Annotated in this window: 25 protein-coding genes; 13 read left to right on the top strand and 12 right to left on the bottom strand. The window is 41.8% G+C overall.

Going from position 1 to position 23,659, the window contains the following annotated elements:
* The first annotated feature begins 190 nt into the window (after positions 1-190).
* The gene (locus OFY17_RS03160; protein ID WP_263529249.1) at positions 191-796 is read left to right on the top strand and encodes a COG3904 family protein; all 606 of its coding nucleotides are present in this window, start codon (positions 191-193) and stop codon (positions 794-796) included.
* A gap of 14 nt (positions 797-810) precedes the next feature.
* On the top strand, positions 811-1,113 hold the full coding sequence (locus tag OFY17_RS03155) for a DUF1289 domain-containing protein (RefSeq protein WP_263529248.1): 303 nt from the start codon (positions 811-813) through the stop codon (positions 1,111-1,113).
* On the opposite strand, the gene radA is transcribed toward OFY17_RS03155, so the two are convergent.
* From radA to glnK, 4 genes are all read right to left on the bottom strand, one after another.
* On the bottom strand, positions 1,110-2,498 hold the full coding sequence (gene radA / locus OFY17_RS03150; RefSeq protein WP_263529247.1) for a DNA repair protein RadA: 1,389 nt from the start codon (positions 2,496-2,498) through the stop codon (positions 1,110-1,112). The genes OFY17_RS03155 and radA overlap by 4 nt on opposite strands.
* Before the next feature lie 54 nt (positions 2,499-2,552).
* On the bottom strand, positions 2,553-4,076 hold the full coding sequence (locus OFY17_RS03145; RefSeq protein WP_407659343.1) for a GNAT family N-acetyltransferase: 1,524 nt from the start codon (positions 4,074-4,076) through the stop codon (positions 2,553-2,555).
* Positions 4,077-4,242: 166 nt separating this feature from the next.
* A complete protein-coding gene (locus OFY17_RS03140; protein WP_263529246.1) occupies positions 4,243-5,505 on the bottom strand; it encodes an ammonium transporter in 1,263 nt (420 codons plus the stop codon).
* A 38-nt stretch (positions 5,506-5,543) separates the two neighbouring features.
* Positions 5,544-5,882: a P-II family nitrogen regulator gene (gene glnK, locus OFY17_RS03135; protein ID WP_263529245.1), complete on the bottom strand. Its 339-nt coding sequence runs from the start codon at positions 5,880-5,882 to the stop codon at positions 5,544-5,546.
* A gap of 375 nt (positions 5,883-6,257) precedes the next feature.
* On the opposite strand from glnK, the gene OFY17_RS03130 reads away from it, so the two are divergent.
* The 3 genes from OFY17_RS03130 (at position 6,258) to OFY17_RS03120 (ending at position 8,240) form a co-directional block, all read left to right on the top strand.
* Positions 6,258-6,407 carry a hypothetical protein gene (locus OFY17_RS03130; RefSeq protein WP_263529244.1) on the top strand — a complete coding sequence of 50 codons (150 nt, stop codon included), beginning with the start codon at positions 6,258-6,260 and terminating at the stop codon, positions 6,405-6,407.
* 2 nt (positions 6,408-6,409) lie between these two features.
* On the top strand, positions 6,410-6,649 hold the full coding sequence (locus OFY17_RS03125; protein WP_263529243.1) for an accessory factor UbiK family protein: 240 nt from the start codon (positions 6,410-6,412) through the stop codon (positions 6,647-6,649).
* A gap of 79 nt (positions 6,650-6,728) precedes the next feature.
* A complete protein-coding gene (locus tag OFY17_RS03120; protein WP_263529242.1) occupies positions 6,729-8,240 on the top strand; it encodes a YifB family Mg chelatase-like AAA ATPase in 1,512 nt (503 codons plus the stop codon).
* A 42-nt stretch (positions 8,241-8,282) separates the two neighbouring features.
* Here OFY17_RS03120 and OFY17_RS03115 read toward each other — a convergent pair whose 3' ends face one another.
* Positions 8,283-9,392, bottom strand: coding sequence for a substrate-binding domain-containing protein (locus OFY17_RS03115; RefSeq protein WP_263529241.1), 1,110 nt, complete (start codon positions 9,390-9,392; stop codon positions 8,283-8,285).
* Between the two features lie 82 nt (positions 9,393-9,474).
* Here OFY17_RS03115 and OFY17_RS03110 point away from each other — a divergent pair, with 82 nt between their 5' ends.
* From OFY17_RS03110 to OFY17_RS03100, 3 genes are all read left to right on the top strand, one after another.
* Positions 9,475-10,596 carry a substrate-binding domain-containing protein gene (locus OFY17_RS03110; protein ID WP_263529240.1) on the top strand — a complete coding sequence of 374 codons (1,122 nt, stop codon included), beginning with the start codon at positions 9,475-9,477 and terminating at the stop codon, positions 10,594-10,596.
* Positions 10,593-13,061 carry a putative bifunctional diguanylate cyclase/phosphodiesterase gene (locus OFY17_RS03105; protein WP_263529239.1) on the top strand — a complete coding sequence of 823 codons (2,469 nt, stop codon included), beginning with the start codon at positions 10,593-10,595 and terminating at the stop codon, positions 13,059-13,061. Before OFY17_RS03110 ends, OFY17_RS03105 begins: the two co-directional genes overlap by 4 nt.
* A gap of 428 nt (positions 13,062-13,489) precedes the next feature.
* Positions 13,490-15,943 carry a putative bifunctional diguanylate cyclase/phosphodiesterase gene (locus OFY17_RS03100; protein ID WP_263529238.1) on the top strand — a complete coding sequence of 818 codons (2,454 nt, stop codon included), beginning with the start codon at positions 13,490-13,492 and terminating at the stop codon, positions 15,941-15,943.
* Positions 15,944-16,040: 97 nt separating this feature from the next.
* Here OFY17_RS03100 and OFY17_RS03095 read toward each other — a convergent pair whose 3' ends face one another.
* Positions 16,041-17,057 (bottom strand): alpha/beta hydrolase family protein, encoded by a 1,017-nt coding sequence (locus OFY17_RS03095; RefSeq protein WP_263529237.1) that lies wholly within the window; start codon positions 17,055-17,057, stop codon positions 16,041-16,043.
* Between the two features lie 175 nt (positions 17,058-17,232).
* Between OFY17_RS03095 and OFY17_RS03090 the strand changes: the two genes are divergently transcribed.
* On the top strand, positions 17,233-17,604 hold the full coding sequence (locus tag OFY17_RS03090; RefSeq protein WP_263529236.1) for a DUF2306 domain-containing protein: 372 nt from the start codon (positions 17,233-17,235) through the stop codon (positions 17,602-17,604).
* 19 nt (positions 17,605-17,623) lie between these two features.
* On the opposite strand, the gene OFY17_RS03085 is transcribed toward OFY17_RS03090, so the two are convergent.
* The gene (locus OFY17_RS03085; RefSeq protein ID WP_263529235.1) at positions 17,624-18,085 is read right to left on the bottom strand and encodes an Lrp/AsnC family transcriptional regulator; all 462 of its coding nucleotides are present in this window, start codon (positions 18,083-18,085) and stop codon (positions 17,624-17,626) included.
* 133 nt (positions 18,086-18,218) lie between these two features.
* Between OFY17_RS03085 and OFY17_RS03080 the strand changes: the two genes are divergently transcribed.
* A complete protein-coding gene (locus OFY17_RS03080; protein ID WP_263529234.1) occupies positions 18,219-19,142 on the top strand; it encodes a DMT family transporter in 924 nt (307 codons plus the stop codon).
* A 12-nt stretch (positions 19,143-19,154) separates the two neighbouring features.
* Positions 19,155-19,448: a putative quinol monooxygenase gene (locus tag OFY17_RS03075; RefSeq protein WP_263529233.1), complete on the top strand. Its 294-nt coding sequence runs from the start codon at positions 19,155-19,157 to the stop codon at positions 19,446-19,448.
* Positions 19,449-19,454: 6 nt separating this feature from the next.
* Here OFY17_RS03075 and OFY17_RS03070 read toward each other — a convergent pair whose 3' ends face one another.
* Positions 19,455-19,988, bottom strand: coding sequence for a DUF3750 domain-containing protein (locus OFY17_RS03070; protein WP_263529232.1), 534 nt, complete (start codon positions 19,986-19,988; stop codon positions 19,455-19,457).
* A gap of 81 nt (positions 19,989-20,069) precedes the next feature.
* On the bottom strand, positions 20,070-20,708 hold the full coding sequence (locus tag OFY17_RS03065; RefSeq protein WP_263529231.1) for an NAD(P)H-dependent oxidoreductase: 639 nt from the start codon (positions 20,706-20,708) through the stop codon (positions 20,070-20,072).
* 364 nt (positions 20,709-21,072) lie between these two features.
* Here OFY17_RS03065 and OFY17_RS03060 point away from each other — a divergent pair, with 364 nt between their 5' ends.
* Complete coding sequence (locus OFY17_RS03060; protein WP_263529230.1) at positions 21,073-21,591, top strand: glycine cleavage system protein R; 519 nt, start codon at positions 21,073-21,075, stop codon at positions 21,589-21,591.
* A 29-nt stretch (positions 21,592-21,620) separates the two neighbouring features.
* Here the strand turns inward: OFY17_RS03060 and OFY17_RS03055 are convergent, their stop codons facing one another.
* Genes OFY17_RS03055 through OFY17_RS03045 form a run of 3 tightly spaced genes read right to left on the bottom strand, consistent with a single transcriptional unit; the run spans position 21,621 to position 23,092 of the window.
* The gene (locus OFY17_RS03055; RefSeq protein ID WP_263529229.1) at positions 21,621-22,202 is read right to left on the bottom strand and encodes a LysE family translocator; all 582 of its coding nucleotides are present in this window, start codon (positions 22,200-22,202) and stop codon (positions 21,621-21,623) included.
* A 55-nt stretch (positions 22,203-22,257) separates the two neighbouring features.
* Positions 22,258-22,491 (bottom strand): helix-turn-helix domain-containing protein, encoded by a 234-nt coding sequence (locus OFY17_RS03050; RefSeq protein WP_263529228.1) that lies wholly within the window; start codon positions 22,489-22,491, stop codon positions 22,258-22,260.
* Between the two features lie 10 nt (positions 22,492-22,501).
* On the bottom strand, positions 22,502-23,092 hold the full coding sequence (locus OFY17_RS03045) for an AraC family ligand binding domain-containing protein (protein ID WP_263529227.1): 591 nt from the start codon (positions 23,090-23,092) through the stop codon (positions 22,502-22,504).
* A gap of 129 nt (positions 23,093-23,221) precedes the next feature.
* On the opposite strand from OFY17_RS03045, the gene OFY17_RS03040 reads away from it, so the two are divergent.
* Positions 23,222-23,647: a VOC family protein gene (locus OFY17_RS03040; RefSeq protein ID WP_263529226.1), complete on the top strand. Its 426-nt coding sequence runs from the start codon at positions 23,222-23,224 to the stop codon at positions 23,645-23,647.
* Positions 23,648-23,659: the final 12 nt, after the last annotated feature.

Raw genomic sequence — 23,659 nt, 5'->3', positions numbered from 1 at the left:
ATTCTTTTTCTGTAATATCTTCTGAAAAAAATTGACGATTTATAAAAAATACTTACTCAGGAAGATGTTTTTTAGTTCATTCTTCACTTATTGAAAGTAAATTTCGAGTATTGGTTCAATGGATAGGCATTGGTGTTTTTTTGTCCTAATATGATGCTTTATAAACCGTTTTAATCAGTTCGGAGACGCTATGGGCTTCGTGAAATGGAATCACTCATTATCTAACTGGCTTTTGTTATGTGCTGCCGCTGTGTTGCTGTCAGCATGTGCAACTTCAGCGCCTCAAGAAGAGGTAAGTAATGAGCTTATCTTTGAAGTTAATGAAAACACAGCTTATCTTTCAGGTGTATTAGGCGATGGCTTGGTTGAGCAGTTAAGTGCTTTGGTGCGAGAGAACCCAAATATCACCGAATTAGTATTGGTAAATGTGCCCGGAGCGACTAACCAACAAGCGGTGATCGATGGAGCGCGTTTGATTCGCCGTCTGGGGTTGAATACCCGTATTGCTACTACAGGGTATGTGTTATCGGGTGGTGTGGACTTGTTTTTAGGTGGTGTAGAAAGACGTATTGGCGCAGGTGCAGGGGTTGGGATTCACGCTTGGACGGACGGCACGCAAATTAAAATTGATAACATAGCGGATACAGACCCAGTGCACGGTGCCTATGTGAACTTTTACTTAGAAATGGGGGTATCGGATCGCTTTTATTGGTTCTCCCTAGCGGCGGCACCTGCCGAAAGGGTGTACTTTTTATCACCAGAAGAAGTTTATGACTTCAAGCTAGCCACGCATTAAAAATAGGGGGGAAGATGGAGCAAATAGAGCTATTCACCATAGAAAGCCCCTGCCGAGGAATCTGCGAGAATAGTGCGAAAGGCTTTTGCAAAGGTTGTTTGCGCAGCCGAGATGAGCGCTTTCACTGGTTTTCACTTTCCAATGAGTCCCGTCACCATATCTTAGACCTCTGTAAGCAGCGCCGTGCTCGGTTATTAAAAGCACGGCAAGAGCGTTTAGAGGCAGATTCAAAGAAAGCATTACCTTATGGTATGGAAGATGAGCCCATGATTGATTTGTTCGGGCTCATGCATCATCTCAACGAAGACTCACATTAGTGCTCGAAAATTGCTTCTAATGCCTCAGATAAGCGATCAACCCCAATTACGGTCATGCCTTTAATTGGCTTTTTAGGGCAGTTGGCTTTTGGCACAACAGCACGTACAAAACCATGTTTAGCCGCTTCACTGATCCGTTCTTGGCCCGATGGTACAGGGCGAATTTCACCAGATAGACCTACTTCCCCTAGTACCACAAGATCATGGGGAAGTACTTGGTCTCGAAAACTCGATACGACAGCTGCAATAGCCGCAAGGTCAGCACTAGTTTCGAGTACTTTTACTCCACCAACCACATTCAAATACACATCTTGATCGGCGGTGTGAAGGCCTCCATGTTTATGAAGTACCGCGAGAAGCATGGCCAACCTATTATGATCAAAACCGACGGTAACACGCCTTGGGTTGCTAAGGGCGGAGTCATCAACAAGCGCTTGAAGTTCGACGAGAAGCGGGCGAGTGCCTTCCCAGACAACCATTACTAAGCTACCTGCAGCAGGTTGATTACTTCTATTTAGGAAAATAGAGCTAGGGTTAGTGACTTCTTTAAGACCGTTCTCGAGCATGGCAAACACGCCTAGCTCATTAACGGCGCCAAAGCGGTTTTTCATGCCCCGTAATGTACGGAAGCGAGAATCCTCTGAGCCTTCTAGAAGTACAGAACAATCAACCATGTGTTCGAGCACTTTTGGTCCTGCGAGAGAACCGTCTTTAGTAACATGGCCGACTAGCAAAAAAGCGGTTTGAGTTTGCTTAGCGAAACGGGTCAGAACGGCGGCACTTTCACGGACTTGTGACACACTACCGGGAGCAGACTCGATGCCGTCTAAATGCATGACTTGAATAGAGTCGATAACAATAACTTTTGGTTTAAGCTGCTGCGCTGTGTTTAATATTGCTTCAACATTGGTTTCCGACAGCATTTTCAAATTCTGCGTTGGTAGACCTAAACGCTGAGCACGCATAGCCACTTGCTGTAAGGACTCTTCCCCAGTGACATAGAGCGCGCTTTGTTGCTGGGCTAACCAGCACATAGTTTGTAGCAACAAGGTACTTTTACCTGCACCCGGGTGCCCACCAATCAACACCACACCACCGGGCACTAAGCCGCCACCGAGTACACGGTCAAACTCTTTTGCCCCTGAACTAAAACGAGGGACATCGTTCAGGTCAATCTCTGATAAGTTCTGAATGCCTGTGGTGGCACCAGCATAGCCCTGTAATCTTGGGTCTTGGCTGGCAGCTACTCGCGCGGATGTTTTACCTGATGTTAAGCGTATCTCAGATAGTGAATTCCACTCTTTACAGGCTTGGCATTGCCCCTGCCATTTGGCGTACTCCGCGCCACATTCATTACATACAAAAGCGGTTTTTGCTTTAGCCATGAAAACACTCTTAATTCTGCGGGTTAAAAAGGATAGTCCTTTTGCTTATTAACGTTACTTCGTCCAGTTCACTGAATATAGGTCAAGACGTCGATCTTTTAAGTTATTCACAGAGCCTTCACTGCGTGTGAAGGTAAGTTTATCAAGGTCGAGATCGGAGAACATAATCATCTCTGTGTTTGGTGTGGTCTCGGCCATGACAGCATCGTGTGGATAAGAGAAATCAGACGGCGAGAATACCGAGCTTTGAGAATACTGGATATCGAGATTTTCCACCTGAGGTAGATTACCGCAACTTCCGCAAATCACGACATAACACTCGTTCTCTATCGCTCTGGCCTGAGCACAGTTACGAACTCGCAAGTAGCCATTTTTGGTGTCTGTCCAGAAGGGTACAAATAGAATATCCATATCTTGTTCTGCTAGTAGTCGGCCCAACTCAGGGAACTCAACGTCATAGCAGATCAGTATGCCAATACGGCCAGCATCTGTATTGAATACTCTAAGGTCGTTACCACCTTCAATGATCCAGTCTCGACGCTCGTGTGGTGTGATATGGATCTTCTTCTGCTCTTCTACTGTGCCATCACGGCGACATAGGTAACTAATGTTGTAGACAGTATCATCTTCGATGATTGGCATAGAGCCTGTGATGACATTGATGTTATAGCTGACAGCAAGCTGAGAAATTTCGTTTTTAAAGCGCTCTGTAAAGCTGGCTAGAAAGCGAATTGCTTCAGTTTGGTTGCTTTGGTCAGGGCTTAAACCGATAAGTGGCGCATTGAAAAATTCAGGGAAAACAGCGAAGTCACTTTTGTAGTTGGATACGGCATCAATAAAGTACTCCACCTGTTTTAGCAATTCATCTGCACTTTCAACTTCACGCATTTGCCACTGCACAGCACCAATACGAACTTGTGTCTTACGGGATTGGATAACAGTTGTTTCAGGCTCAAAAAAGATATTTTTCCACTCAAGTAGTGTGGCGTAGCCTCGCGACTTTTCATCTTCTGGAAGGTAACTTTTTAGCAGCCGAGTTACCTGAAAATCATTGGAAAGTTGGAAGGATAAAATTGGGTCGTAAATCTTCTTTTCTCGGACAGACTCTAAATATTCTGCAGGTGATAGTTCTTTCGCGTGTTCGTGGTAATTGGGGATACGCCCGCCAGCCAAAATGGCGCGGAAGTTATGTTGTCTACATAGCTCTTTGCGGGCTTCATAGAGGCGTCGACCTAAGCGGTAACCACGATATTCCGGTGCAATAAGAACATCGAGACCATACATGGCATCACCTTTATGATCATTTAAGATGTTTTCTTTTTGATCTAGTAAGTCTTCATAGGTATGAGGGTTACTGAACCTTTGGTAATTGACCTGTACAGAGAGTGCAATACCAACGATATTGCCGTGATCCTCAAGGCAAATTTGCCCTTCAGGGAAATCTTTAATGAGTTTGTCTAATGTGTGTTGAGGCCAAGCGCCGCCAATATCATGATAGACCTTGTCCATTAAAATTCTGACCTGCTCGTAGTCGCTCTTCTTAATATTACGAATCTTTAAATGTAAGTCTTCTAACATGATGTCCTCTAAAGCATTATTCCTAGATGGCGTGTTCCATAGCTAACATGATACCGCTATTGAAAGGTTTGAAGAAAATGTTTCTGCCAGAAAAAGAAAACCCCCGCCGAAGCGAGGGTCTCTTTAGTGATAGTAATATTAAGTTACTATCGAATTTAAAAAGGTCTTACTTTTTGAATTCTGGGTACGCTTCCATACCACATTCAGAAAGGTCAACACCTTCAAACTCTTCTTCTTCAGTAACACGTACGCCCATGATAGCTTTGATAGCTAACCAAACAACAAGGCTTGATACGAATACCCAAACGAAGATAGTAAGTGCACCAGCGATTTGACCGCCGAAAGTAGCACCATCGTTTGTTAGAGGAACAGCTAATAGACCCCAAAGACCAACAACACCGTGAACAGAGATCGCGCCCACTGGATCGTCAAGCTTAAGCTTGTCTAGAGTCAAGATAGAAACAACAACAATCAGACCACCTACAACACCGATTAGTGTCGCACCTAGTGCAGAAGGAGTTGAAGGCTCAGCAGTGATAGCAACCAAACCAGCTAGAGCGCCGTTTAGAAGCATAGTCAAATCAGCTTTACCGAATAGGATACGAGCAAGAACTAGTGCACCAATTGCGCCACCAGCTGCCGCAGCGTTAGTGTTTAGGAACACCATAGCAACTGCGTTTGCATTTGAGATATCACCAAGTTTAAGTACAGAACCGCCGTTAAAGCCGAACCAACCTAACCAAAGGATGAATGTACCCAAAGTAGCAAGAGGTAGGTTTGCGCCAGGAATCGCGCGAACTTCACCGTTAGGACCGTATTTGCCTTTACGAGCGCCCAATACGATTACACCAGCCAATGCTGCTGCAGCACCTGCCATGTGAACGATACCAGAACCTGCGAAGTCAGAGAAACCTAGGTCACCAAGGCTGAACATACCGAATACAGAACCGCCACCCCAAGTCCAGTTACCTTCCATTGGGTAAATGAAACCAGTCATAACAACTGCGAATGCTAGGAAAGCCCAAAGCTTCATACGCTCAGCAACCGCACCAGATACGATAGACATTGCAGTTGCAACGAATACTACTTGGAAGAAGAAGTCAGAAGCGCCAGAGTAGATAGAACCACCTTCGAATCCGCCTTCACGACCAGCGAAGTCAGACAAAGTAGCGTCTACATCAACGTCTTGAATACCAGAAAGGAACCACTCACCACCGTACATGATAGAGTAACCGCAAACTAGGTACATGATACAAGAGATAGCAAACAAGGCTACGTTCTTAGTAAGAATTTCAGTTGTGTTTTTAGCGCGTACTAGACCCGCTTCTAACATGGCAAATCCTGCTGCCATCCACATAACTAGAGCGCCACACACCAAAAAGTAAAAGGTGTCCATAGCGTATTGTAAGTGAAAAATTTGATCTTGCATGTTTCGCCCCCCTAAAGGCTTTTAATATTCGAGCAGGATTAAACTGCTTCTACACCAGTTTCACCGGTACGAATACGAACCGCTTGCTCAAGGTTAACGATAAAGATTTTACCGTCGCCGATTTTGCCTGTGTTAGCAGCACCAGAAATTGCTTCAACGACTTGATCAACAACATCGTCAGCAATAGCTAGTTCGATTTTTACTTTAGGTAAAAAATCAACTACGTATTCTGCGCCACGGTATAGTTCTGTGTGGCCTTTTTGACGTCCGAAGCCTTTTACTTCTGTAACGGTGATACCTTGAACGCCGATTTCAGAAAGTGCTTCTCGAACATCATCTAGTTTAAATGGCTTGATGATGGCTGTAATAAGCTTCATACCCACTGTCTCCTTCAAAAGTCAGTTTAAATGTGTATTGTGCATTCCGAAGGTACTTATTCAATATTTATGCCAGCTTTGTGCATATATAGTGCAAGCCCGTTTTAGCCGAAATATATGGATTTGTCTTACAAATGGAATAAAGGTGATGTGTGAGATGTGTTCTTTGATGGTGCGTTCGCATCAAAATAGAGCATTTATTGTGCGGTTTGTGTGCGCGTGACGTATATCTAAAAGTTGATCAGGGCATAAGAAGCTTTATCTTTTTGTTTCCGCTTTAAAAAATTACGCTGCATATCTCATCTGAGAAATATAGCTAAGTAGGGCTCTTCATCTTGAAAATGCTTGTACAAAAAATGCGCACAAAAAAGAGGCGTGATTAGATCATGGGCGACAGCTGTTCGTATGTTGAAAGAAAAACTATTGCCAAAAAGAATGGAAGGCGCCTTGTACGACCCTTTTGCAGGTAACTATACTATGCAAATCATGGCAGACCGTATGCCACCCTTTTATTCGGAAATTTAATTATGATTGAGCAATTTATAAAACAACTAGGAACAGGCTTAGAGCAAGCTGCAGAATCACTTGGCAAATTACCCAAGGAAGAGATTCATGCTCAGCTGCATGAAGTTGCCCGTAACACGCTAACAAAAATGGATCTCGTAACACGTGAAGAGTTTGAGGTTCAAGAAGCCATGTTATCTAAATATCGAGCTAAACTTGAAGTGCTGGAAGCGCGCCTTGTTGAGTTAGAAAAGCTGAGTTAGAAAAGTTGAACTAGAAAAAAGCGAATAATAGATAACTAAGTACTAAGGAAAGTCTCTACTTAATAATCAAGGAGTGATTATGAGTTTATCGACCGTCTATAGCCGCGCCAGAGTGGGCGTGGCTTCTCCCCTTGTCACCGTGGAAACTCATATTTCCAATGGTTTGCCTTCTTTGAATATTGTGGGTTTGCCCGAAGCGGCTGTAAGGGAATCAAAAGATCGTGTACGCAGCGCTATTATCAATAGTCACTTCGAATTCCCCACAAGAAGAATCACCATCAATCTAGCCCCTGCTGACTTACCTAAAGAGGGAGGACGCTATGATTTAGCGATCGCTATTAGTGTGCTTGCGGCGTCTGGGCAACTAGATAATGTGAACCTTGCAGATAAAGAGTTTGTTGGTGAGTTGGCATTATCGGGCGATATTCGTGGTGTTTCAGGCTTATTACCTTCTGCGATTGCTTGTCAGCAAGCGGGTCGGCAATTGATCTTACCGACTGTGAATCAAGATGAAGCGGCTTTAGTAGAAGGTGATAGCGTTTGTGCTCAGCATTTGACACAAGTAACGGCGCACTTACTTAAACAAGCTTCATTACCCCATTGTTTGCCTTTCACGCGTGATGAAGTGTTATCAAATTTTAAAGATATGCGAGATGTGAAAGGGCAATATCAAGCAAGAAGAGCTTTAGAAGTCGCTGCTGCTGGGGGTCATAACTTATTGTTTGTGGGTCCAGCTGGAACCGGTAAAACCATGCTGGCATCGCGTTTACCCAGTATCATGCCTGCCATGACAGAGGAAGAGTCTTTATCTGTTGCTTCTATTCAATCCGTGTCAGGGCGAAAAATGGGCGTGGAATGGCACTGGTCAGAACGGCCTTTTCGATCTCCACACCACTCTTGCTCGGCTGTTGCTTTGGTTGGGGGTGGCTCCGTACCTAAACCTGGTGAGGCCTCTTTAGCCCATTGTGGCGTATTGTTTTTAGATGAATTACCTGAATTTGACCGTAAAGTATTGGAAGTTTTACGTGAGCCTTTAGAGAATGGTGAGGTGCATATTTCTAGAGCGCGTGGTCAAGTCACCTATCCAGCACGTTTTCAATTAGTGGCAGCGATGAATGCCAGTAATGAAGCCTATAGCGGAGGAGCAGACTATTACCAATCCAGTGCAAGTCAGAAATACCTTAAAAAACTTTCTGCTCCCTTCTTGGATCGAATAGACCTTCATGTGGAAGTTCCCCCTCTACCCTCTGATGTTTTAGTGAATACTGCGGAAGAGGGTGAGGATAGCGCTAGTATTCGACAGCGAGTTGAATTGGCTGTTGCGAGACAAAGACAACGACAGGGTTGCCAAAATGCTCAGCTTGATGGTCGTCAGTTAGAGCGCATCTGTGCACTTAATGAAGCCGATAGCCTGTTTATGCAGCAAGCGTTAGAGAAGTTAAAGCTTTCTGCACGGGCATACCATAGGGTATTAAAAGTGGCTCTTACCCTTGCAGATTTGAGTGGCGGACCTGTGACAAGATCACATTTAATGGAATCGCTAAGTTATCGAAAAATGGAAAGAATGCTAGGAAAAGCAGCTGCCTCCTAGAGCTGATACAAAGGATATTAGAAGTTATTGTATTAAGAGTGCTTAATTCGGAATGCCTGAATATCTAAAGGCTTCTTTTGTATAAGCATCTAACTCTGAGTCTGTCATATCTTTATGAGCGATTAAAATACGACCCAAATAGAATTTTGGTAGCTCAGATTCTCTCCCTTGGAAATGAAACTTTATGCTTTCGGCAGTGGCTACTCCAAGATCGTCACTCATTCGCATAGGAGTGGCATCCAGTTCGCCTGACTTTATTATTTCAATTTCTTTTGCGGTGCCGCCCCAGCCAGTTGTAAAAATATCTTGTGTTTTATTTGCTGCATTTAGAGCATCAACAGCACCCATTGTCATTGCCGTATTGGCATTGTGTATCATTTGTAAGTTGGGGAAATTGTTAATGAATAGTTTGGCCCCATCTGCACCACCGAGCTTTTGGTATTGGCCAAAGTGTTCATAAACATTAATCCAATCCGCTTTTTCCTCAACACAATCGATAAAACCCTGAGAGCGCTGTGTATCCGTTATACCAGGTATACCGCGGTTGGCAGCAAATTCAATCTCATTTCCTAAGTGTTGAATAGCATAATGGCAGAGTGCTTCAGCTCCCATTGCGCTTGAAAAATCAAACCATCCATCGGGTTGGTGAGACCAGCTTGAGTCTGGTGTATGGAAGGCCCAAATAAAAGTTTTAAATTCCTGTGACGCAGCTAGTTGCTGGATGTTTTTTGCTTGGCGGGCAAGCTCTGAAGGTCCAAATATGACGAAATCATAAGGTGATTTTGCATTCAATACTGTTTGCGTGTGTTGTGTTTGTAGGGCGTGTTCAATTTGCTTGGAGGAGTATTCATCTATGTGAAAGGGAATTTTTAATTCGGTTAACCGTTCAGTGAGAGCTGTATAGTTACGGACCCAAAAGTCGGAGATGTCTGCGCTTGGGTAGATAATGGCGATTCTGATGGCTTGGTCTACTTTTACATCGAGAGGCATCGCTTGTAAGTTAACTGTGTCTTGGAACTGCTGTAACTTTTGCAGATTAAGCTGTGAAGTAGCTCGATCTTTATCTAAACTACTTGCTACAGTAAAAGAAGAAATACATAAACATAAGAAGGTAGAAATGGTGATAATGGACCTGGAAATAGCAGTTTTCATAGGTTTTACCTTCATAGGCAGGTTTATTGTTTTTTCTCATCCTATACTAATGAAAACTATAAATGAAGTGTGTGATATTACAATGAAAATACCGAAACTCTTCGTGCTACTGGCCATTTTTTTAACTAGTTTTTCCTCCTACACAATGGCCAACGACTACGAAACTGACTTCTTAGAGTTGGCAAAGAAGAAAGTGGAGGCGGCTATTCAAAGTAATCAAACTTGGGATGGTCCTAAGTCTGGCCCTCAAATTCTTCAAAATAAAAGTGTCTTTTTTGTCGCATCTGACCTTCGAAATGGAGGGGTTTATGGTGTGGCAAAAGGCATTTCGGAAGCCGCTACGCACCTTGATTGGCAGTTAAAATTCTTTGATGGAAGAGGTTCAGCAGTTCGTCAGGGCGCACTGATTCGAGAGGCAATAAGCCTTAAACCTGATGGCATAGTACTAGGCGGTATTGATGCACTTAGGCATAAAGATATCTTAAAGCTTGCAGAACAGCTTAATGTCGTTGTTGTGGGTTGGCATGCTTCAGAATTAGCGGGTGAGAATAAAGAGCTAGGCTTGTATACCAATATCACAACAGACCCCTTAGAAGTTGCGGAAGTGGCTGCCTTATTAGCAATAGTAAACACGGAAGGGCAGGCAAAAACGGTTATTTTTACAGATCCAAACTATAAAATAGCATCAATAAAAGCTCAAAAGCTGGCAGATACGATAAGGCTTTGTCGTACCTGTAGTGTGTTGGATATCCAGCCGTTGGCATTAGATAAGATTGCTCAAAGTATGCCGAAGACGCTTAATGATTTATGGAGCAAATACGGCAATGAGATTACTCATATTCTGACGATAAATGACTTATATATTGACTATGCAACGCCCTTTTTGGAATCGAGATTAGAGCAGCGTAAGAAAATCCCTGCGAATATCTCGGCTGGCGACGGTAGTGAAGCCGCTTACCAACGAATATACCAGCAAGATTTTCAACTCGCTACTGTGCCAGAGCCGCTCTACTTGCATGGTTGGCAAATTATGGATGAGCTGAATCGAGCTTTTAATGCTTATCCTCCTAGTGGCTATTCCACTCCTGTCCACTTAGTTACTCCAAATAATGTAGATGAGCTTATAAGCAGTAAAAATACTGGGGTGTATGACCCTAAAAATGGATATCGCGAAACCTATTTAAATATTTGGAGTGGTAAATGAAGCTACATAATTTGACCATCACTCAACGCCTGATATTTTCCAATTTACTTTCTTTAATGATTTTAAGTTTCGCGATCATTATGGTGATTCGTTCCTCGTACTTAGTAGAGTCTACATTTAAAACTCAATCCCAAGGCCATGTTGAGATATTAACCAAGAATTCAGATATCAGTAGGCAAGTATCGAGTTTGACGTCACGCGTAAAGTTATTGGAACAAACTTTTCTATTTAGCGAGACAACCCTATCAAAAGAGGCAACCAAAATTGATTTGGAGCTTCAGCAATTGAATGAGTTGTCAGCTAACCCAGAACTTGCAGATAAAGTTGATGATTTTGTCGATAATTTTCACCGGTTTTTAGGGAGTTCGCTTTCTTTGAATAGGATTTTGAAGAAAATTCAAGAAATAGACGATCAGCTTGAAGAGCAAATTGATGAGCTTGCGTTCCATATTAACCAAGGGGAATTGGAAATTACCATCCTTGGTGGAGACTTGCATGACGAGCATAATCATACCTTGATACCCATGCTTCGGGAGGCTTTTCTAACGACCGGAAAAATCGTAGAAAGCGTCCATAGTCGTATTACACCCGAAACAGAAAAAGTACTGATTATTGAAGCAGAAAAAGAGCTGGCTATACTGGCGTTGCATTTAGAAAGTGTCGATATCAGTGTTGATATTGATAGCCCTGAGTTGGCCTCTCATATAAGGAAGATGCAGATTACTTTGAGAAAGTATCACGCTGCATTGAGCCGTATAAAGGCTAATCTAGCACAACGTTGGGGTGTTATGTCTTCTTTAGTCGACTCTCAAAACCAACTCATTGCTCTGGTAGAAAAAACCGAGAAAGAAGTGCAAATTGAAGCCTTTGAGTTAGCTAAAAAGCTCGAAGCAGAAATTAGTGAATCAAGGCTTAATGCTATATTAACGAGCGTGTTTGCTTTTCTGATATCCATTTTGTTAGTGAGTCTCGTTGTAAAAAAACACATCAGAAAACCTCTAAACGACTTAAGTGCAGGTTTTGCCAGAATCGAATCCGATGGTACTAGTAGGCCGATTAATCTGCATCGTACTGATGAGTGGAACCACATAGAGAATACCTTTAATCAAATGGCGGAGCGGCTCTCTGCCACTTATGCAGAGTTAAATGCAGAGAAGAAAAACTTCGATTTCCTTGCACACCATGATCCACTGACAGGCTTAGCAAATAGGCTGCTAGGGACTCAGAAGTTGAACGAGGCTATTGTTAAAGCAAAAGAGAAGGACTCTTCTTTCTTCTTGATCTATTTGGATGTGGATGAGTTCAAAACCATCAATGACTCATTAGGGCACACGGCAGGTGATAATCTATTGATTGATGTTGCTCATATTTTAGAAGAGCTTGTTGAGGGTGTGGGCTTCGTCGCAAGAATGGGGGGCGATGAATTCATGCTTGTTGCGGAAGATAGGCGTGCTAATAGCGAAGAAATGTTCTTATTGGAGCAGATTAACCAATCGCTTAGAAAGTCCTACCTTATTGATAATAAAAATGTTTTTGTCTCCGCTAGTATTGGTGTGTGTCAGTTCCCTTACCATGGTAGTGATGATGAAACATTAATTCGGAATGCGGATACAGCTATGTATCATGCAAAACGTAATGGCAAAGACCAATACCGTATATATGACGACAGAATGACGTTGGAAGTCACCGATATCATTGAAACTAACGCTGGTTTACGTCAGGCAATCGCCAATAATGAATTAGTGGTTTATTTTCAACCTAATCTCAACCTTACTTCTAAAAAGGTCATGGGGGCTGAAGCCTTAGTTCGGTGGCAACATCCTACGCTTGGCCTTTTACAGCCTGCGGAGTTCCTAGAAATTGCTGAAAAATCAGATCTTATTATTGATATAGATAAGTGGGTATTTGGCGAAGTTGCAAGGCTCATATCTGAGTGGCAAAAAAATGGTGAAGATGTAGCTGATATTGCGGTTTCCGTGAACTTCTCCTCTCGTATGTTTTATATGCCCGACTTGTCTGATCAATTGAAGACGATTTTAGAAGAATCAGGCTGTCAGCCTCATCAGCTTATTCTAGAAATTACAGAACGGGACATGATGAGAGACTATGACACTTGTATTGAAACGATAGTCGAACTTAGAAAACAAGGTTATCGAATTGCGATTGATGACTTCGGCACAGGTTACTCTTCATTGTCTGTTGTGAAAAATTTATCAGCCGACTTCCTAAAACTTGATCGTAGCTTTATTCAAGATTTAGATACCTCAACTTTGGATTATGAAATCACCCGGGCTGTTTTAACGCTGGCTCAGATTTTAGATTTGCGTGTGATAGCAGAAGGTGTAGAAAACCAGAGACAACTCGATCACCTATGTGAATTAGGCTGTAATAAAGCTCAAGGGTTCTTTTTCTCTAAGCCCCTTCCTGTTGAAGGCTGGTTAGAATTTCTATCAGAGCATCGATAAGCGTCATCAGGGCTTCTACTGCACACCTTACTAATAGAAGCCTTTAACAGTAATAGCTGTCTTTTTAGCTTCAACTATTTCAATAACGTCCACTTTACCCACTTAGTGGGACTGATATCTGGTTCTTGCAAAATTTAGAGGGTTTTATTATCTAGGCATTGTCTGTCTGTAGATAGTTACATATCTACCTTTATGGTTACAGAAAAGCAGCAGTTCTTGGTAATTGATGAGTCTATCTTGAATGAGGCTTTAATTTACACAAGTGCTTTTATGGATGGAATTCGATACTAGAGAAGGCAGGTCACTAGAAGGCATTAGTTACAGAATAGCTCAATACCAGCATTATCAATTCACAATGGGGCCATAGTTCTTATATCTACAGGATTGATAAGCTTTCACTTAACTAAAGAATATATAGGAGGGAGGAAGTGAAGTTTACGGATCTTACATTAACCAAACGCTTAATTTTCTCGAATTTACTTTCTATTTTTATTATTAGTTTTGCGATATTGATAGTGATTCGTTCCCTTTACTACGTCGAATCAACTTTAAACACTCAGGCCCATGAGCGTATTAGGGTATTGGCAGAAAACTCTGATATTAGTCGTAGAATGCTAAAGCTGGTGTCACGAATAGAATTACTAGAGCAAAATTTTTTATTGAATGACAAAACTTTTGCCGAAGAGGCAGCTTATATTAATCAAGAATTGAGGGACCTACGGGAATTATCAATTCACCATGATCTTGATGAAAAAATGGGCCTGTTTATTAATAATTTTCAACGCTTTTTTGGTGGTTCACTCGCACTGAATCGCGTGTTGAAACAAGTTCAAGAAATAGACCTATTAATCATAAAGCAGATAGATGAATTAGAGCTACTTACTGAAGATAAAACAGTACCAAGTATAGAGAATAGTTGGGCGTTATATAATCAGCGATCTGCAATACCTAAGCTCAGAGAGTCGTTCTTTTCAGCCGGCAAATTGATAGGAAATCTTCATAGCCGAATAACGCCTGAGGTGGAAAATTCCTTGCTTGCCGAAATAGAAAAAGAGCTTGCTTTCTTTCAATTACAGCTTGAGGAAATGAGATTTTCAACTCCCGCCTTGAAAAGAAAACACCAAGAAATTACGCACAATTTATATCAGCTAACCACTACTTTATGGCGCATGAAAGCTAATTTAGATCGGCGGCGGGTAGTCACCAAGGAGTTATTGTTAGCTCAGAGTGATCTGCTGTCTTCAGTTGAGCTGATAGAAAAAGAGGTACAGGCAGACGCTTTAGAGTTAACACAGCAGTTGGAAGAAGAGATTAGTCAATCTCGGTTTAATGCGGTTTTTATTAGCGTTTTCGCCTGCTTGTTATCAATATTGCTGGTTAATTTAGTTGTTAAGAGGCACATACGAAAACCTTTAGATGACCTCAGAGCAGGGTTTAAAAGAGTTCAGTCTGATATGACTAATAAACCGATAAACTTAAATAGAGTGGACGAATGGGCTGATATTGAAAATGCTTTTAATGAGATGGCTCTTCGGTTATTCGATACCTACACCGAATTAAAAGAAGAAAAGAAAAGCTTCGATTATCTAGCACATCATGACCCTTTAACTGGATTAGCTAATCGGTTGTTGGGAACAGATCGCTTACATCAAGAAATTAAAAAGGCGAGCCTACAGGACACGTCTTTTTTACTGCTTTATTTAGATATAGACGAATTTAAAACGATCAATGATTCTTTAGGCCATAAATCAGGCGACAATTTATTAATACACGTTTCAACCACTTTAAAAGAGTTGGTACATGGCATTGGTCATGTCTCTCGCATGGGAGGGGATGAGTTCATGATATTAATAGATGATGCGACAACGGTTCGTGAAGAAGGTCGTGTCCTAAAGCAAATCAATGGTGCTTTACGTCAAGCTTATTATATTGATGGCAAGAGTGTGTTTGTTTCTTCAAGTATAGGGGTTTGCCGTTATCCCGATCATGGTCACGATGAAGCAACTCTGATCAGAAATGCTGATACAGCTATGTACCATGCTAAGCGCAATGGTAAGGATCAATATCGTATTTACACTGACAACATGACTCTCGAAGTAACAGACTTAGTGGAAACGAGTACAGCTTTACGTCAAGCCATTCAGAATGATGAACTTGTTGTGCATCTTCAACCTAAAATGGATATTCGGACACTTGAGGTTACTGGGGCTGAAGCCCTTGTTAGATGGAATCACCCTTCGTTGGGGTTGTTACAACCCTTTGATTTTTTAGAGGTGGCGGAGAAAACGGATCTTATTAATGAAATAGACAAGTGGGTATTTAAAAAAGTAGCCGTTTTAATTTCACAGTGGCAAAAACAAGGTGTGAACATAGACGGGATGTTGTTCGCAGTTAACTTTTCCGCACGTATGTTTTATATGCCAGACTTAGCGGAACAGCTTCAGGAAATCTTAAATGGGACGGACTGTAAGCCCCAGCAGATAATTTTAGAAATCACTGAACGAGATATGATGCGAGACTCTGCGACATGTGAGCAAATGATTAACCAACTTCGCTCCCAAGGTTATCAAATTGCAATTGATGATTTTGGAATGGGTTATTCTTCACTCTCTGTAGTGAAAAACTTATCTGCTGACTATGTGAAAATAGACCGAAGCTTTGTTCAAGATTTAGCGACCTCAAGATTAGACTATGAAATAGTGAGTGCCGTTTTGAAGTTTGCCGATGTTTTAGGCTTGTCAGTGATTGCCGAAGGTGTTGAAAGCCAAACTCATTTAGACAAGCTATTGGAGTTAGGTTGTACTAAAGCCCAAGGATACTTTTTCGCGAAGCCTCTCCCTGTTGAAGATTGGTTGGCATTTTTATTAAAGAATAAAAACTAGATAGACAAAATCTAGCAGTCTATCAACGGTTAGAGCATAAACACCTCAACACTATGTGTCGATTGTGTTTATGCTCTTAGGGATATCTAAAGCTTGTCTACTTTTTCATGAAAGCTAAAATATCATCTGCTATCTTTTCATGTAACTCATAACGAGTTCGTTGGTTTCCGTCTTGACAGATAATACCATCTCCCGGATTCTCTTCTTCTATCATCTCAATAGCCCCCTCTTTGCATAACTGCATAAAACTAAAATGCGTGGCATCTGCATACACAATATATTCATGCATGGCGTCTGGGATATACTCAGCTAAGAAGCCAGATTCTTGTGCCTGAGGCAAGTCTCCAATATCAATACCAGCAGCCAAAATTAAGCTGGGTGTGGAAAGTTGCTGTAGACTTTCACGAGAAAATCCACGCGCCAAGCCTAAATCCAGAGAGATGACCCTTTTTATACGGAGGTCTTGCAAACTGTGCTGGGGCTCACCGTCTTGTATAGTATCCATACCTAACTCATTAAGCAGGCCGCAGACTCTTGGGTTATGGTCTAGTCGACACTCTTCCAGAAGTTGTGCCCTGTCAAACTTCGCACCCGCTAATGCCATTACCGTCCACCCTCCAAGGGAGTGACCTATGGCTGTGATGTTGTGGGTATCTATAAAAGGTGCCACATAAGATTGTTCCAGTAGCCAATCTAGTAAGCGAGATAGATCTGTTGGTCGTTGCCACCATTGTGCCGCTAGAGCAGGGTCTTGATTAAACGTTGTTGTCCCCGGGTGATCTATAGCGGCCACAATAAAACCTTGCTGAGTTAATCGTGTTGCTAACCAATTCAGGTTTCTCCAACTACCGCGATATCCATGGGAGAGAATCACCAATGGATAAGAGCTGGCCTTAGCTGTACCAATACGAATAATATCTGTCCCTACAAATGCAGGGTTCTCGGCAACTCTTTCTCGTGGAAAGGTATTTTGTGATGGATACCAGATACTGGCTTTTAACGGCCGATCACTTTGGCTATAGATAATAGCTTGATCAAAACCGACCGCTTCTTTTGCGTTCACTTGAATAACCGAAAGCGCAAAAAGTAATACTGGAAGAATAAAGAAATGCATTGAATCTCTCCTTTTCAAAGATGTATGTTGTGTTCACACTATGAAAAAGAGCTGTTATTAATTCGTCCTAAAACAGGATTTAGGACAGAAAACAGTGTTATTTAGTCGAATGTTTGGACACATTCCTACCATTCAGTACTATGGGAATTGGGGTTTTACATTAAAAGGAGTTTTTATGTTTTTGGCTTTGCATATTACCGCAGCATTTTTTGCACTTATTTCAGGGGCGTTTCAATTAGCCATGCCAAAAGGGACGAAGCAGCATAAATTTATTGGCCGCTTTTGGATGTTAGCCATGACGGTAACAGCACTATCCTCCTTTGCGCTAAAGGGTTTTGATCCTGTTATTGGTTCGCTTAGCGTGATTCATTTTCTATCTATTTGGGTGCTTATCTGTGTTGCGGCTTCTATTTATTTTGCGAAGGTAGGCAATATAAAGCGCCATAAGAACTTTGCTGTTGGAGCCTTTTACGGATTAGTCGGTGCAGGCTTTGGTACCTTGGCTCCAGGCAGGCTTATACATGAATGGTTGTTTAATCTCTTTTAACGTCGCGTTAGTTCACTAGCTATAGAAGTAGGCGGCGCTTGATCGGTGATGATTTCACAATAGCAGTATTGGTATCTGCAAGTTCAGCCACTTGATTTAAAATAGGGTCAAGGTCACTTATATCTTTTAAGTATAGCTTTGCGATATAACAGTCTTCGCCGGTCACCTTGTCGCACTCGACAAACTCCGGAATTGCTTGAATTAACGCCTCTAACTCTTTCCACTTTCCGGGTAGTTGTCTCATACGCACAATGGCCATCAAGCTATAGCCTAAAACAGCGGGCTCAATATCGACGCGATAGCCAGTTATTGCCCCGTTTTCCTCGAGTCTTTTGAGTCGTTCATTAATACTTGGCGCCGTCATTCCAATTTCGCGAGCAAGCTCTGTGACTGGTGTTCTGGCATTGTCATAAAGGAGTTTAATTAGCTGCTTATCAATGGCATCAAGTTGTACTTTATTTATTGTTGGCTTATTACGCATTTTTGCCTCATATAAATAGGGTGATTTTATTTATTTGTCTTTTTTAATGTCTGCAAAGTCGACGATTAAGGTTTTATTCTATTCATCTTATCGCAATCTTGTTGCGAGTGTGTAACTTATTAGGAGAGTTAGGATGAAATACTCGGCGGTTAATATAGGAAGTATTGAGTTGGTGATAGCCATGGTGCTCTCGGGGACGATTGGTTATTTTGTGATTAGTTCTGAGCAGAGCATTTGGAATGTGGTGTTTTTCCGTTGTGTTATAGGGGCCATCACCCTCGCTATTTATGCCTATTTTTCTGGGATATTCAAGCGAGCATACTTTGAAAGGAGAGCAATGCTTTTCGTCGTATTGGGTGGCATTACCCTAGTAGCAAATTGGATATTATTGTTTGCTTCGTTTAACTATATTCCTTTTTCGATCGCCACAGTGGCTTATCATATGCAGCCTTTGTTTCTAGTGTTGGCGGGCGCATTACTGACAAAGAGCTCATTATCAGCTTCTTTACTTGTTTGGCTTATGACAGCCTTCTTTGGACTATTTTTAATTGTCGAGTTAGACCTTGCTGAAATTAGCGCGCTTTTGAACAGTGAAGAGGGCGGTTCGACTGCACTCATTGGTTTGTTACTAGCGCTAGGGGCTGCTTTGCTCTATACCGTAACAACACTGATCACCAAAAAGGTTAGCCAAGTACCACCTCAGCTGGTGGCTCTTGTTCAAGTGACGATTGGTATATTTATGCTTTTGCCTTTCGTTAATTTTTCTTCTATGCCAACGGAAGCGAGCCAGTGGTTAGATCTTGTTGTATTGGGTGTACTGCTGACAGGCTTCATGTACATTATTATGTATGACAGTTTCCAGAAGTTATCGACCACCCTGATTGCGATATTGTCTTTTATCTACCCAGTTACCGCCCTTTTTGTAGATTATCTCGCTTTTTCGACACAGATAAGCGTGTGGCAAGGGTTCGGTGTTGTTCTGATATTACTAGCGGTTTGTGCTGTGAAGTTTAACTGGCGCTTGTCTCTAGGCAGTAAAAAAGCATTAACTAGATAAGGAGGTTTTGCTATGGGTGAAAACACGACGGGAAAAGTAATATTAAGTGGGCATATTGAAGTGACAGAAAATGAGTTGGAAGTGGTATTGACTGAACTACCAAATCACATGGCACTTACTCAGCAAGAGGAAGGTTGTTTAGTATTCAAAGTAGAGCGATGTAAAGATGACCCCTGTTGTTTTAGTGTCTATGAGGAATTTGAAAGTCAGGCAGCGTTTGATAAGCACCAAACGCGTGTTAAGTCTTCATATTGGGGAGAAATTACGAAAAACGTCAAACGATTTTATAGTGTGAAACAGGAGTGATGTAGCTTATTTTTTGCTCGCGTAACCACTTCCAATTGCACTAAAAGGCATGTCTAGGTTAAGTTCTGGTACTTGTAATCCAATCCAAGTTGGAAAAGTATTGCTATTGGGTCCGGGAAAAACTTTATATTCATCTTTCCAAGGGTAACGTGCCACTGCTGCGTTAATTTCAGGGATAAGTGCTTCAGCTTTCGGTCCAATAATAGACAGTATTTTTTCTGGCTTAGAGCCAAACCAATAGCGATCAGGGGTTTTTGTTTGGTACTGATGTAAAGCTGGTTGCCCGCGCTTAACTCGCCAACCAGTTACCTCGTAGACTTTATAGAATGACGCTCCCTTCTCTTTTACTGCTAGCCAAGAATGTACTGCAAACCACCCTCGCCAACTAAAAGCGTCTGCAGCGTAGAACTCAATAACTGCTGCATTTTCTTGTTTAGGGTCAGGAGCTATCCCTGCGGGTTCTCTACTAGCCGTCCGCCAGTCATTATTAGAACAAGCGCTGATTAATAAGCTACTTATAAGTAGGTAGAGATATTTCATAGTTAGCCTTTTAAAACATGAATTAATCGACTTCCATTATCTAAATACACAATTAGATAATGGAAGCTTGATTACCAGTGTTTATTTCATTTCAGTAATGAATTGCTCTTTGGGACGACGTACTTTCTTCAAGTCTTTTAGCCAATCACCTTCTTCAGCACGGTAACCTAGTGGCAACAAAATCACGGAGCGAAGTCCACGCTCTTTCAAGCCAAGTATCTCGTCGACTTTTTCTGGGTCGAAACCTTCCATAGGGGTGCTATCAACACCTTCTTCAGCGGCAGCAATTAAGGCGGTACCTAGTCCAATGTATGCTTGACGTGCAGCGTGTTGATAATTCACTTCGGCATCGCGCATTGGGTAGGTTGCTAAAAGCATTTTCCGGTAATTCTCCCAACCTTCGTTTACAAAACCGCGTTCATCATTAACAAGATCGAACATAGTGTTGATTCTCTCTTCGGTATAGTCATTCCAAGCAGCAAAGACTAATAAGTGCGAGCCATCAGTAATTTGGGCTTGATTCCAAGCATGAGGAACAATTTGTTCTCGTAACGAGTCGTTGGTAACCACAATGACTTCATAAGGCTGTAGACCGCTTGAAGTCGCTGTTAAACGAATGGCTTCTAGTATGCGTTCTACCTTTTCACTTGCTACAGGTTTACTCGGGTCCATTTTCTTTGCTGCGTAACGCCACTGTAATTGTTCGATTAAGTTCGACATTGAAAGTCCTATTTTTAATAAAGTATTTAAAGCAAATATGAGTCTCATATTGAGTGAATTCAAGCCTGACATTAAGAACAAAGTGTGCAAGTGAGCAGTGCTCGTTAAGCGGCTTGAGTTGGTTTTTATTTTTGCGTGTAACTACTTTGAATACAGAGTGTCTGATTATTGATAACTATACTTATGCTAGTTTGCCAGCTTGTATCAGCACTTATTATAGGAAAAAACACGATGAAGGAATCATGGGAAGTGTTTGTTTTACAGAGGCAGTAGTGAACAACTTTGGCTTATTGGAAGTGTTTTAATAAAGCGTCTAATGCCGAATAAGCCTATTCATAATAAAAAGTTTAAAAGGAGAGTTATTATGACGCAGTTCCTAGTTTTGAGTTTCATTGGTGATGATCGACCAGGCATTGTGGAACGTTTATCGGATACCATTTCTCGTCATCATGGTAATTGGGCTGAAAGTCGAATGGCACATCTGGCCAATAAGTTTGCTGGTATTCTTATTATCTCTGTTCCTATTAATCATCAAGAAGCCTTGATTAATGAGTTGAACGATTTTAAGCAATTAGGCCTGAATGTTTTAGTTGAATCCGCTTGTGAGAGTCCTTCATATGGTTCAACGTTATCGTTGACAGTAGTAGGTAATGATCGCCCAGGGATAGTAAAAGAGGTGTCAGAAGTACTTCATTCTCTCGTGGTGAATGTAAAAGAACTTAGCACGGTTTGTGAGCCAGCGCCGATGAGCTCGGACATGTTGTTTAAAACAGAAATGATCTTATCCCTTCCGGACGGGCTTTCACTCACTAAGCTGGAAGAAGCATTGGAAGGGATTAGTAGTGATTTGATCGTCGAACTGTCTATTAATGAGTTTGCGTAGCCCGTTATAAGACGTAGTAGTCTATTGCCTTAAGACAATACGAAATCATAAGCTACATAGAGCAGCAGCACTCCCATTATACGATTCAGCGCAGCCATGATGTTGGGTTGTAGCATGATGCTTTTTAGACTTCTTCCTGCTAGTAGATAGACACTGGGTGCGCCAAAAGCGAGCAAGCCCAGTAAGAGGCTCCATAGGGCAATTTGCTCCCCGACAATACCTGCTTTGGGAAAAAGTACCCCTGTCACAGGAATGATCACAACCAGAGATTTTGGATTACATAGTTGTAAAATCAGACCAACTTTAAAACCAAGGTCTTGTTGCACGAGCTTATGAGTAGCTGGCTGAAAACTCGCGATAAGAATTTTTACGCCTAGATATGCGATATAGGCTCCCCCAATGATAGCAATGCCCCGTTGAAAACGTTCTGGTATGACTTCACTTCCTAAATACCCAATGGTTAAAAACAATAGAAACATAGCGCAACCGACACCAAGGCTATAGAAGAGTATTCTCCAGCTTCGACTATGAACTCCAGCCATAAGAGCGATTAGGTTAACTGGCCCCGGTGTGTACATGATTGTGAATGCAAAAAGTAAAATATCAGACATAAAAACGCCTCAAATGGTCTTTGATAAAAAAGTGGTTAGGTAGTTTTGCTTACTATTAGAGAGTGTGTAAGCTGCGTTGGAACTGGTAAGGGGTCATACCGAATACTGGCTTAAAGCAACGGTTGAAATAGCTTAAGTCATTGAAGCCGAAGGTATAAGCCGCATCAGAAATAGACATGCCTGTTTCAAGAGCTTGTCTTGCTTTACTGAGTCGATGGTTTTGCCAATATCTATGGGGTGTCATGCCAAAATAATCACGAAAGCAACGCAGGAAATGATACTTCGACATATTTGCCAGTTTACTTACCTCTTACCTCGTCTAATGAAACCTCTTCTGTAACATGGCTGTGCAAGTAATCTCTTACTCTTTCAAATATGAAGTCTTTGCGAGTATTTTTTGACTCTATTTGAGTACCTGTTTGTGCGGTCAAGTAGCGAGCGAATTCAAATAAAGCCGATGAGTATTGCAACTCTGAGGTGTGCTTATTCTCAACTAATAAAGCGAGACGTAAAATATGTTGTCGTAATATCGGGTCTTCATGCACACATTGCTTCATACGAAATTGATGAGGGTTTGATAGTCCAGCATTTTTGAGCATAGGTGTTAGCTGATCTGGATGTATGTAGAGCATTTTGTAATGTAAAGTATCATCGCCACCAGAATGGCCGTCATGGGCATCATCAGGGTTAAATACAATGGTATTACTCGGGTGACTCTTGTGGTGTTCGCCGAGTGCAAAGAAGTCCTGTCTCCCTGCTAAAGTGACACCGAACGAAAACTCCTCATGGGCGTGCATTCCATAAGAAAAATCATTCATGGAAGCATCAAGCAATATGACTTCATTATCGAGGCTGCTTTTGGCATATTGAAAGTGATTTTCTGATCGCATGCTGTCATCCTGAAGTGGTACTTGAGTATTAATGAATATGATTCAGTTTAGCTATATGTGTTCTAAAAATATTGGATAATATTGCGCAATGCTAGCCAATACTAGTTTACTGAATCGCGGGAGAAAAATATGAAACAAAACTTGGTGCATATTGCTTTAGTCGTAAAAGATTATGATGAAGCGATTGATTTCTACGTGAATAAATTACAATTTGATCTCGTAGAAGATACCTATCAGCCAGAGCAGGATAAACGCTGGGTAGTTGTTGCTCCACCAAACTCGACAGGCGCTGCTATTTTATTGGCTAGAGCCTCTAAACCAGAGCAGCTTGACTTTATTGGTAATCAAGCTGGTGGTCGCGTGTTTTTGTTTTTAAATACGGATGATTTTTGGCGAGACTATGAAAGAATGAGGTCGGTAGGCATTAGTTTTGTTAGAGAGCCAAAAGAACAAGACTACGGTTGGGTGGCAGTTTTTGAAGATTTATATGGAAACAAATGGGACTTATTGCAACTTAATAGTGACCACCCTATGGCTAAGCGTATTAATCAGTAAAAGAATCTTTAT

Source organism: Marinomonas sargassi, from assembly GCF_025716875.1.
Taxonomy (GTDB): Bacteria; Pseudomonadota; Gammaproteobacteria; order Pseudomonadales; family Marinomonadaceae; genus Marinomonas; species Marinomonas sargassi.
Note: the sequence above shows the minus strand (reverse complement) of the source record. Positions and strands in the feature narration are given on the sequence as shown.